This is a genomic window from Tistrella sp. (genome assembly GCF_002684955.1).
GTDB lineage: Bacteria > Pseudomonadota > Alphaproteobacteria > Tistrellales > Tistrellaceae > Tistrella > Tistrella mobilis.
Window position 1 is genome coordinate 1 of record NZ_NYWI01000031.1, and the last position, 10,702, is coordinate 10,702.

Sequence of the window (10,702 nt, forward strand, 5' to 3'; positions counted from 1 at the left end):
CGCGATCACGATTAACATCATGATTGCAAAAGAGATTCCATGGGCCCCGCCCACCCGTCCGGCGTGAGGGCTGACAGTTGCCTTTCGCGGGGATGACGATGTAGAGGCGGGGATGACGGTATAGGGGGTGTGCAGAGGTCGGCCAAGGGAGGGTCGGACAGGGGGGCCGCATGCTTGGGCGTATACCATTCAGGGCCTATGGTGCTGCTCCGCACTGCTCGTGTCCGGCGCTGTCGCTGCCGGGTTCGCCCACCCCCGCCGCCGTCGTCCGCCCATGTCAGGTGCGGGCCCCGCCATGTTCGCCCCACACCCACGACCGTCATCCCCGCGGAGGCGGGGATCCACCTTCGCGGCCGTCGGTCTCGCGCGTGGCCAGGAACCGCGCCCGGGCCTTCCGGCGCAGGGCATCGAAGTCGGTCTCGCCGGCATCGCCGCTCTTGATGCCTTCCCGCCAGGCGGCGCGGAGCCGTTCGAGTGCCCGCGCCGCCCCCTCTCCATCGGTCGTCATCGGCCCCTCACCGACCCTTGAATTCCGGCGCGCGCTTGTCGAGGAAGGCGCTGACCGCCTCGTGCTGGTCTTCGGTGCTCTGGACCAGGGCCTGCATGCAGGAGGCCATTTCGAGGGCGGTGGGCAGCGGCACGCCCTGGCTGTCGCGGAGCAGGCGCTTGTTCAGACGCAGGCTGTGCGGCGGGTTGGCGGCGATGCGGCGGGCAAGTTTGCGGGCCTCGTCCATCAGCTGGTCGTCGGGGACGATGCGGGAGACCAGGCCGATGCGCTCGGCCTCTTCCGCCTTCACGAAATCGCCGGTGAAGGTCATCTCGGCGGCGCGGGAATAGCCCACGACGCGCGGCAGGAACCAGGCCCCGCCATCGCCCGAGACCAGGCCCACACGCATGAAGCTTTCGGCGAAGACCGCCTTGGTGTTGGCAAGGCGGATGTCGCACATCAGGCTGAGATCGCAGCCGGCGCCGACCGCCGCACCGTTGACCGCCGCGATGGCCGGGACTTCCAGCGAATACATCGCCATCGGGATGCGCTGGATGCCGTACCAGTAGCCGCGGCGGATCTGCACCGGCTCGTTGCCGAACATGCCCTCGCGGTCGCGCATCTGCTTGACGTTGCCGCCCGAGGAGAAACCGTCGCCGGCGCCGGTCACGATCACGCAGCGCACCGACATGTCGGTGTTGATCCGCTCGACATGGCCGACCAGCGCATCGACGATCGCCGGCGAAATGGCGTTGCGGGTCTCGGGCTCGTTGAGGGTGAGGGTGACGACGCCGTCGACTTCGTCGTAGAGCACGGCTTCGGACATCTGGGCGTTTCCTTCCGGGTTATTTGGGGAGGCGGTGTGGTGGGGGGCTCAGCCGATATGAAGCGCGATCCCCTCGCGCAGCAGGGCGACGAAACGGTCGAGATTGGCGTCGAGCACGCTGGTCAGGCCGGCAAGGCCGATGACCAGCGGCTTGTCGCCGGGAAGCGTGGGCAGCAGCATGGCGATCAGCCCGCCATTGGCGGTGACCTGGTTGGCCGAGAAGGCATAGCCTTTGGCCCGGACATCGGCAATCACCTCCATCAGCTCGGCGATGTCGACCCGCTTGCCCGGCAGCGACAGGGCGCCGGATTCGGGCGAGGCCACGGGGGCCACATCGGCATTGTGGCGCTGGGCGAGCTTGCGGATGGTGTCGTCGTCGAGCGTGGAGAGCAGCATCCAGCCCGAGCCCGACCAGCAGAGCGGCCGGACGGTGCCGAGGCGCACCGACATGCGCATGGTGTTGGTGGCCTGGATCACCTGAATGTAATGGACACCCAGGCCGTTGCGCGCGGCGAGCACCACGGTCTCGCCGGTCTTCTCGCTCAACCACTCCATCAGATGCATCAACTGGCCGTCCTTGAACAGGTTGGCCTGGATCCAGTTGCCGAGCAGGGCGACGCGGGTGGTGGGCATGTAGGTGCGGGTGCCGGCCTCGTAATCGAGATAGCCGAGCGTGACCAGCGACCGCATCAGCACCGAGGTGCTGGAGATCGGCCAGTCGTGATGCTCGGCGATTTCCGACACCGACGCCGCCCGCCGGACGTCGTCGAAATACTCCAGCACGTGAATGACACGTGCCGCCGATTTGACCACGTCGCGGCTCATGAGGGGGGCTCCCGAAGGATCTTGTTCTCTCGCACCCTACCGGTGACGTGCCGCGTTGTCAAAACTCATATATGAAATCGCACTGCACAAACGAATTTTTACCTACACAGACACCGGCGTTTCGGGCTGTCATTGCCGGGCAGAACAAGCACGAGAGCCCATTGGCCAGACCCTTGATGCCGCGCGGTTTCCCCCAGGCGGCATGAAGGCGGAGGTATGCCTGCCAGCCGGCGGCGCCTCCCGGCCGCGCGCTTTCGCCGTGCGCATCCCCCGGAGAGAGCCGAGATGCAGGAATTCACCTTCGCGCCGACGGCCATGCCGCCGGCCGCCGAAGCCATCAGGGCCGAGGTCCGCGCCTTCCTGACGGAGGCACGCGACACCGGCCTCTACACGCCCAGACGCCATTCCTGGTCGAGCTTCGACCCGGCCTTCAGCGCCGAATGCGGCCGCCGCGGCTTCATCGGCATGACCTGGCCCGAGAGCTATGGCGGGCGGGGCCGGTCGGCCCTGGAACGCTATGTGATGACGGAAGAAATGCTGGCCGGCGGCGCGCCGGTGGGCGCCCATTGGGTGGCCGACCGCCAGAGCGGCCACCAGATCCTCCACCACGGCAGCGACCGCGCGAAACGCGAGATCCTGCCGAAGATCTGCGCCGGCACCTGCTTCTTCGGCATCGGCATGTCCGAGCCGGATTCGGGGTCGGACCTGGCCGCCGCCCGCACCCGGGCGGTGCAGGTCGATGGCGGCTGGCGGATCACCGGCCGCAAGATCTGGACCAGCAACGCCCACCGCGCCCATTACCTGATCGTGCTGGCCCGCACCGCGGCGCGCAGCGACAGCAACCGACACGCGGGTCTTAGCCAGTTCATCGTACCTTTGGATGCAGAGGGCATCGAGGTGCGGCCGATCTACAACCTTTATGGCGGGCACGATTTCAACGAGGTGGTGTTCGACGGCGTCTTCGCCCCCGACGACATGATGATCGGCGAGGAAGGCAGCGGCTGGACCATGGTCACCGGCGAGCTGGCCTTTGAACGCTCGGGCCCCGACCGGTTTCTCAGCACCGTGCAGCTGCTGCTGGAGATCATCGACGGGTCGGGCCCGCAGCCCGACCGCATGGCCGCGGTCGAAATCGGCCGCAAGGTTGCGGAACTGGCGACGCTGCGCCGGATGTCCACCTCCATCGCCGGCATGCTGGACCGCGATCTGCGCCCAGCGACCGAGGCGGCGCTGGTCAAGGATCTGGGCACCGCCTTCGAACAGTCGATCCCCGAAGTCGCGCGGCGGCTGCTGGCGCTGGAACCCCGGATCGACCGCGAGGATGCCGACCTGGCCGCCCTGCTGGGCCATACCGTCGTGGCCGCACCGGCCTTCACCATCCGCGGCGGCACCCGCGAGATCCTGAGAGGCATGATCGCAAGGGGGCTGGGCCTCAGATGAGCGACGATATCCTGGACATGATGCTGCGCACCGTCGACCGGCTGGTCGCGGTGGAGGCGACCCGCGATATGCGCGAGGGTGCCGACGGCGGAGCTTTCCCCGAACGGTTGTGGCAGGCGATGGAGACCGCAGGCATCACCGATGCCGACACCATCGACGACGACATGACCGGCCCGACCGAGATGCAGGCCCTGGTGCGCCATGTCGCCCGCCACGCCCTGCCGGTGCCGCTGGCCGAGGTGATGGCCGCACGCCGCCTGCTGAAAGCGGCAGGGCTGGCCGAGGCCGCGGAAGGGCTGACGGGGATGGGGGTCGCCGATGCCGGGGGCATGTCTCTGGACGGCGGGCAGCTGACCGGCACGCTCCGCCGGGTGCCCTTTGGCCGCCATCTGTCGCAGGTGGTGTTCGCCGCCCGCGACGGGCGCGGCGCGGAACATATCGTCGTGGCGGCCCGGCCGACGGCGGTCTCTGCCGACATCAACCTGGCGGGCGAGGCGCGCGACGACCTGGTCTTCGCAGGCGAGGAACCGGTCGCCTCGGCGGCGGTCGAGGATGCGGCCGACCAGGTGATGGCGATGGGGGCGGCCTTCCGGGCGGTCCAGATCGCCGGCGCCCTCTCGGGCGCGCTCGCCCAGGTGCTGACCTATGCGGGCGAACGCGAGCAGTTCGGGCGCCCGATCGGCAAGTTCCAGGCGGTGCAGCACATGCTGGCGGTGCTGGCGGCCGAAACCGCGGCGGCGAGTGCCGCGGCCGGGATCGGCTTTGCCGAAGACGGCAGCAGCTCGCCCTTGCGTGCGGCGCTCGCCAAATCACGCACCGGCCAGGCGGCGACCGAAGGGTCCGCCCTCGCCCACCAGATCATGGGTGCGATGGGCTTCACCCGCGAACACCCGCTGCACTATCAGACCCGCCGGCTGTGGAGCTGGCGCGACGAGTTCGGCAACGAGGCGACCTGGCAGGAACGGCTGGGCCGCGACATCGCAGGCCGGGGCGGGGATGCGCTTTGGCCGATGTTGACGGGGCTTTGAAGACACAGCGAACCAGGCACCAGCCTTCACGCCGATACGAAGGTGGATCCCCGCCTGCGCGGGGATGACGGTTTCCTCTTTCTTGAACAGGGGCCATCGACCGTTCCTGTTCAGGCGTGGTGGCAGGCGGGAGAACGGGTGTCGCCCGCTTCCCTGAAAAAGAAATCCCGTCATCCCCGCGCAGGCGGGGATCCACCTTCACGGCCGCGTGACGATCTGTCGCCGGCTCGCCTCTCCAGACCAACCCTCCCCCAAGATGGTGATCCGTCCGATATGACCACCACAACTTCCCAAAGCGCCGATATCGCCCGCCTGCTCTCCCCGGGGCGGATTGCGGTGGTTGGTGCCTCCGACGATATCGTGCGCATTCGTGGCCGGGTGCTGCACCTGCTGTTGAAGCGGGGCTATACCGGCGAGGTGTTTCCCGTGACCCCCAGCCGGGCCGAGGTTCAGGGCCTGAAAGCCTATCCGCGGGTGGGTGACGTGCCGGGCGGGGTGGATCTGGCACTGGTCGCCGTGCCGGCCAATCTGGTTCTGGGCGTGCTGGAAGACTGCGCCGCGGCGAAGGTGGGCGCGGCGGTGATCTTCTCGTCGGGCTTCGCCGAAGAGGGCGGCGAGATGGCCGAGGTTCAGGCGCAGATGGTGGCGCTGTCGCGCCGCACGGGCCTGCGCATCATCGGCCCCAATGCCATGGGCTTCTACAACATCCTGGACCGCATCGCCGCCACCTTCAGCCCGGCGGCCGAGATCGCGCCGGTCGATGCGCCGGTGCCCGATCAGGGCGTCGCCGTGGTCGCCCAGAGCGGCGGGCTGGGCTTCGCGCTCTATAATCGCGGCGTGCGCCGCAGCCTGCCCTTCACCCATGTCGTCGCCACCGGCAACGAGGCCGATCTGGAGGCGCTGGACTTCGCCGATGCCCTGCTCGACGACCCCCGGGTCGCACAGCTGATGATGTTCATCGAAGGGGTGAAGAACGGTGACAAACTCATTCCGGTGGCACGGAAAGCCGCCCGGCTCGGCAAGCCGGTGATCATGGCCAAGGTCGGCCGCTCGCCGGCGGCCCAGCGTGCCGCCGCCTCTCATACCGCCAGCCTCACCGGATCGGATGCCGCCTATGATGCGATCTTCGATCGCTATGGCGTGATCCGCGCCGACGATCAGGACGAGATGATCGACATCGCCGCCGCCTTTTCGGTGGGCAGCCTGCCGCGCGGCCGGCGGGTGGCGATCGTCACCTCGTCGGGCGGGTCGGGTTCGTGGATGGCGGATGCGATCGAACAGGCCGGCCTCTCCGTGCCGCTGCTGTCGGACGAGCTGCAGGCGCGGATCCGGCCGCTGATCCCGAGCTATGGCGCAACCCAGAACCCGGTCGACATCACCGCCCAGGGGCTTTCCGCCTTCGATACGGTGATCGAGGCCCTGGCGGACAGCACCGAGGCCGATGCGGTGGTGATCGTGGCGCCGCTGGGCAGCGTTGGGGCGGTGGAGGCCTTCTCGCCCGAAGCGCTGAAGGCGGCGATCGCCAAGGCGGGCAAGCCGGTGGTGTTCTATTCCTACACCCCGCCCGCCCCCGAGGTGGCGACCCTGATGGCCGGGCTCGGCACCACCATCTTCACCACGCTGACCGGCTGTGCCGCAGCCCTGGCCCATCTGGTGCGCTATCGCGAGGCGCTGGAGCGGCAGGGCCGCGCCGATCCCGGCCCCGCCGCCGCCCCCGACGGCAGGGCGGCACTGGCCGGGCTGCCGGCGGGCGCCTGCATGCTGACCGAGGTTCAGGCCAAGCGCCTGCTCGCCACCGCCGGGATTCCGGTGACCGAGGAAGAGCTGGCGACCAGCGCCGATGCGGCCGTGGCCGCGGCCGCCCGGCTTGGCGGCAGGGTGGCGCTGAAGCTGATGTCGCCGCAGCTGCCGCACAAGACCGATGCCGGCGCCGTGCTGCTGAATATCGAGGGCGAGGCTGCGATAAGGGATGGTTATGCCCGGCTGACCGGCCCGGTCGCGGCCGCCCTGCCCGGCATCGACATCCACGGCGTGCTGGTCCAGCGCATGGCCGCACCGGGGATCGAGATGATCGCCGGCGTTACCGTCGACCCCGATTTCGGGCCGCTGGTGATGGTGGGGGCCGGCGGCATCTTCGTCGAGATCCTGAAGGATGTCGCGGTCTCCCCCGCCCCGGTCGACCGGGCGGAGGCGCTGCGCATGATCGGCCGGCTGAAATCCGTGGCCCTGCTGGAAGGCGCCCGCGGCCGGCCGCGGGCCGATATCGAGGCCCTGGCCGATCTGGTGGTGCGGCTGTCGGATCTGGCGCTCGCCACCGCCGACCGGGTGCGGGAAATCGACGTGAACCCGATTTTCGTGCGCCCGGACGGGGTGGTGGCGGTGGATGCCCTGGCGCGCCTCGCCCCCGCCGCCGCAGAAACACCCCAACCACTTGCCGCCGCCGGGGAGTGACCCCGGCAGCGGCACACCCCACCACGCCAACGACAACGCCGGGCAGGCCTCCACGAAGAAGAGGTCCGCCGGCACTGGGAGGAAGAAAACCCATGTCATCCTGGACCCGCCGGCTTGCCGGCGCCGCCACCTTCGTCGCAGCGGCCGTCGCCCTGACCACCGGCCCTGCTGCCGCAGAGGATCCGATCACGCTGCGCGTCGCCCATTCCTACCCGACCCGCCACACCGGCGCGATCGCGATGGAATACTGGGGCAAGCTGGTCGACGAACAGTCGAACGGCCGTCTGAAGTTCGAGATCTATCCCGCTGAACAGCTTGCGAAATCATCCGATCTTCTGGATGCCGCGATCAACGGCATCTCGGACATCTCGTACGCAGCGCCGCTTTACGTCTCCGACCGCCTGCCGCTGTCGACGGTCTCGGCCATCCCGCTGGTCGGCAACAAATCGGACCCGCGCGAACAGGGTGCCGCCTATTCCGAACTCGCCCTCGGCACGCTGAACGAGGTGGAGTACGTGCCCCAGGGCGTGCGGGTGATCCAGGCCTCTGTCACCCACGCCTATCAGCTGATGACCACCAAGACCAAGATCCTGACGCCCGACCAGCTGAAGGGCGTGAAGCTGCGCTCGTCGGGCGGCATTCAGGAACGCAGTGTCGAGGCGCTGGGCGCCATCGCGGTCGCCATCCCGGCGCCGGACCTGTATCCCGCGCTTCAGCGCGGCACGGTCGACGGCTCGCTGTTCAACATCCCGACCGCCGGCGGCTACAAGCTGGAAGAACAGCTGCGCTATTCGACCAGCAACCTGAATTTCGGCCTGTTCCCGACGCTCTATGTGATCAACGAGAACGTCTGGCAGAAGCTGCCCAAGGATCTCCAGGACCTGCTGATCAGGACCGGCAAGGAGATGGATGACTACATCCAGAAGCTCTATGTCGAGCGCGCCGAGACCTTCGCGGCCGACCTGAAAAAGCGGGGTGGCGAGGTCTATGCCATCCCGGCCTCGGGCGTGCCGGTCTGGGCCGGCAAGCTGAAGCCGGTTCAGGCCGCCTGGGTGAAGGATTATGACGGCCGCGGCCTGCCCGCAACCCGCGTCTTCCACGAATGGGAAGAGCTGATGACCAGCCGCTGAGGGCCGGCACCGGCCCTTTCGCCGCACCGGCAGGCCCCCTTCGGGACCTGCCGGCATTGCTGCATTCCCCCTTCGCAACCGGCCCGCCCCGGGAAGGAGACGCGCCCCATGAGACTGATCGACCGCGCGGTCAGCCATCTGGAAACCCTGCTCGACGGCGCCGCGATGGCGGCGCTTATCCTGATGATGGTGCTGACGGTGGCAGATGCCGGCGGCCGCTATCTGTTCGCCTCGCCGGTGACGGCGGCTTACGAGATCACCGAATTCTATCTGATGATGGCCGTGGTCTTCTTCGGCCTGGCCGGCACCGAACGGGTCGACGGCCATGTCCGGGTCGACATCCTGCTGAACCTGATGCCGGTGCGGCTGCGGCTCGGCCTGGACGTGATCTACATGATCGCGGCCGCCCTGCTGTTCGGCGCCATCGCCTGGAAGGCCGGCGACACCGCCTGGATGAATTTCAAGGCCAATCGCTGGACGGGCGGCGCCATGCCGCTGCCGACGGCACCCAGCTGGGCGCTGGTGGCGATCGGCTCGGCGGTGCTGGCGCTGCGCCTGGCGCTGCGCGGGGCGATGCTGGTGCCGCATGTGGTGGACGGGCGCATGCCGGTGTTGCCCCATGACGCGCCGGCCGACGAGGCGATGCCCCAGGCACCGGCAGATGCCGGACCGACACTGCCTGCAGGCGACCACCTGCCCCGGACGAATTGAGGAGACGCCCCGATGGAAGTCGCCCTCCCCATGATGGCGCTGGTGGTGCTGATCTGTATCGGCATGCCCATCGCCTATGCGCTGGGTGTGACCGGCGCGGTCGGTGCCGCGATGGCGATCGGCTGGATCCCGACGCTCGGCGTGCTGCAGACCACGCCCTATCGCACCGCCGCCAATTTCCTGCTCTCGACCATCCCGCTGTTCATCCTGATGGCGGAGCTGCTGGCCCGGTCGTCGATCGTGGCCAATCTCTACCGGATGTGCTTCCTGTGGATCGGCCATGTCCGCGGCGGGCTGGCACTCGCCGCCGTGGTCGCCTCCACCGGTTTCGCGGCGCTCGCCGGCTCCAGCACCGCGGCCGCGGCGGCGATGGCGCGGATCTCGGTGCCTGAGATGCGCAAATACGGCTATGACGACCGGCTGGCGGTCGGCACGGTCGCGGTGGCGGGCACGCTGTCGATCATGATCCCGCCCTCGATGGGGCTGATCATGTATGGCGTGCTGACCGAAACCTCGATCGGCAGCCTGTTCATCGCCGGCGTCATCCCCGGCGTCCTCACCGCCATCGCCTATGCCACCGTCATCCTGGTCTGGGTGAAGCGCCGGCCCGAGATTGCGCCGGCGGCGCCCAAGGCCAGCCGGCAGGCGCGCATGGCCTCCATCCTGCCGGTCTGGCCGGCGGCGATCCTGGTCTGCCTGGTGCTGGGCGGGATCTATTCGGGCGCGATCACCGCGACCGAGGCGGCTGCCGTGGGGGCGGCCGGGGCACTGGTCATCGGGCTCGGCTGGGGCGGTCTGGGGCGGAAGGAATTCGGCGTGGCGCTGCGCCACACGCTGCGCTCCACCGCCATGATCTTCGCGATCATCATCGGCGCGATGATCTTCGGCTATTTCCTGGCCGCCACCCGCGCCCCCCAGAACCTGATCGACTGGGTCGGCACCCTGCCGCTGCCGCCCTGGGGCATTCTGCTGGTGATCATCGGCATCTATCTGCTGCTCGGCTTCTTCATCGACCAGCTGGCGATCATCATCCTGACCCTGCCGCTGACCTTCCCGCTGGTGATGTCGCTGGGCTACGACCCGATCTGGTTCGGCATCATCATCACCAAGACCGCCGAAATCGGGCTGGTGACGCCACCGCTGGGCATGAATGTCTTCGTGGCATCTGCGGCCGCGAATACCAAAGTGGAGGTGGGCTTCAAGGGGGTGATGCCCTTCCTGGTGGGCGAGGTGATCGTGCTGGGGCTGCTGATCGCGCTGCCGGAGCTGAGCCTGTATCTGCCGGGGCTGGTGGCGTATTGAGCGGGGATGTGGGGGCCCCGAAAGAAAGGTGGATCCCCGCCTTCGCGGGGATGACGGGAGAGGGGTTGGAGGGCGGGACGGAAACGCCGTGCCGTCCATGTCCGCCGCGGTCGGCCGCCCGGTCCCCGATCACCCTGGCGCCGCCGCCCTGCTGACGTCACACCCCGGCGGCACCGCGGCGGCCCCTGCCCCCACCACCGTCATCCCCGCGCAGGCGGGATCGACCTGCCTTCGCGGGGATGACGGGAGAAGGGTTGGAGGGCGGGACGGAAACGCCATGCCGTCCATGCCCGCCGCGGCCGGCCGCCCGGCCCCCGATCACCCTGGCGCCGCCGCCCTGCTGACGTCACACCCCGGCGGCACCGTGGCGGCCCCTGCCCCCACCACCGTCATCCCCGCGCAGGCGGGGATCCACCTGCCTTCGCGGGGGTGACGGGAGAGGGGTTGGAGGGCGGGACGGAAACGCCATGCCGTCCATGCCCGCCGCGGCCGGCCGCCCGGC

General features: G+C 68.9%; 10 protein-coding genes. 7 read left to right on the plus strand and 3 right to left on the minus strand.

What is annotated here, in order from left to right; all coding sequences use genetic code 11:
* Window positions 1–319: 319 nt before the first annotated feature.
* The 3 genes from CMO28_RS10345 to CMO28_RS10355 are packed head-to-tail and all read right to left on the minus strand — an operon-like array spanning window position 320 to window position 2,138.
* Window positions 320–508, minus strand: a complete 189-nt coding sequence (locus CMO28_RS10345; RefSeq protein ID WP_296713144.1) for a hypothetical protein — start codon at window positions 506–508, stop codon at window positions 320–322.
* Between the two features lie 7 nt (window positions 509–515).
* Window positions 516–1,313: a crotonase/enoyl-CoA hydratase family protein gene (locus CMO28_RS10350; RefSeq protein ID WP_062770074.1), complete on the minus strand. Its 798-nt coding sequence runs from the start codon at window positions 1,311–1,313 to the stop codon at window positions 516–518.
* Window positions 1,314–1,361: 48 nt separating this feature from the next.
* Window positions 1,362–2,138, minus strand: a complete 777-nt coding sequence (locus CMO28_RS10355; protein ID WP_296713151.1) for an IclR family transcriptional regulator — start codon at window positions 2,136–2,138, stop codon at window positions 1,362–1,364.
* 285 nt (window positions 2,139–2,423) lie between these two features.
* On the opposite strand from CMO28_RS10355, the gene CMO28_RS10360 reads away from it, so the two are divergent.
* The 7 genes from CMO28_RS10360 to CMO28_RS10390 all read left to right on the plus strand — a co-directional run bounded on the left by CMO28_RS10360 (window position 2,424) and on the right by CMO28_RS10390 (window position 10,633).
* Entirely contained in the window at window positions 2,424–3,578 is a 1,155-nt protein-coding gene (locus CMO28_RS10360; protein ID WP_296713152.1) for an acyl-CoA dehydrogenase family protein, read from the plus strand.
* Complete coding sequence (locus CMO28_RS10365) at window positions 3,575–4,606, plus strand: acyl-CoA dehydrogenase family protein (protein WP_296713154.1); 1,032 nt, start codon at window positions 3,575–3,577, stop codon at window positions 4,604–4,606. The genes CMO28_RS10360 and CMO28_RS10365 overlap by 4 nt, the downstream gene beginning before the upstream one ends.
* Window positions 4,607–4,879: 273 nt before the next feature.
* Window positions 4,880–7,057 (plus strand): acetate--CoA ligase family protein, encoded by a 2,178-nt coding sequence (locus CMO28_RS10370; protein ID WP_296713156.1) that lies wholly within the window; start codon window positions 4,880–4,882, stop codon window positions 7,055–7,057.
* Window positions 7,058–7,149: 92 nt separating this feature from the next.
* Window positions 7,150–8,187, plus strand: a complete 1,038-nt coding sequence (gene dctP, locus CMO28_RS10375) for a TRAP transporter substrate-binding protein DctP (RefSeq protein ID WP_296713157.1) — start codon at window positions 7,150–7,152, stop codon at window positions 8,185–8,187.
* Between the two features lie 108 nt (window positions 8,188–8,295).
* Window positions 8,296–8,898: a TRAP transporter small permease subunit gene (locus tag CMO28_RS10380; RefSeq protein ID WP_296713159.1), complete on the plus strand. Its 603-nt coding sequence runs from the start codon at window positions 8,296–8,298 to the stop codon at window positions 8,896–8,898.
* A gap of 12 nt (window positions 8,899–8,910) precedes the next feature.
* A complete protein-coding gene (locus tag CMO28_RS10385) occupies window positions 8,911–10,200 on the plus strand; it encodes a TRAP transporter large permease (RefSeq protein WP_296713160.1) in 1,290 nt (429 codons plus the stop codon).
* A gap of 277 nt (window positions 10,201–10,477) precedes the next feature.
* Window positions 10,478–10,633 carry a hypothetical protein gene (locus CMO28_RS10390; RefSeq protein WP_296713161.1) on the plus strand — a complete coding sequence of 52 codons (156 nt, stop codon included), beginning with the start codon at window positions 10,478–10,480 and terminating at the stop codon, window positions 10,631–10,633.
* Window positions 10,634–10,702 lie beyond the last annotated feature (69 nt).